The following is a 314-nucleotide window of genomic DNA, read 5'->3' as shown; positions in this document are numbered from 1 at the left end:
GTCGAAGACATTGCTGCACGTCTCGGTTTTGATACAAGCCGCCTTATTCTGGGTGGTGACCACCTCGGCCCCAATCCGTGGAAGCACCTTAGCGCTGAAGAAGCCATGGCCAAGTCCGAAGTGATGATGGACAGCTTTGTGCGCGCAGGCTTCACCAAAATCCATCTCGACACCTCCATGGGCTGCAAAGGGGAACCGGTTGCACTGCCTGATGCGGTAACCGCCGAACGTGCGGCCCGTCTTGCCAAGGTTGCAGAAAAAGCGGCAGCTGAATCCGGCTTTGATCTGCCTGTCTATATTGTCGGCACGGAAGT

General features: G+C 56.4%; 1 protein-coding gene. It reads left to right on the top strand.

Translation table 11 applies throughout. The features are described from left to right. A partial coding sequence (locus tag QSJ70_RS27505) for a class II D-tagatose-bisphosphate aldolase non-catalytic subunit (protein WP_285541390.1) occupies positions 1-314 on the top strand: 314 nt, incomplete at both ends.

The organism is Brucella sp. NBRC 12950 (assembly GCF_030268145.1).
Lineage (GTDB): Bacteria > Pseudomonadota > Alphaproteobacteria > Rhizobiales > Rhizobiaceae > Brucella.
Note: the sequence above shows the minus strand (reverse complement) of the source record. Positions and strands in the feature narration are given on the sequence as shown.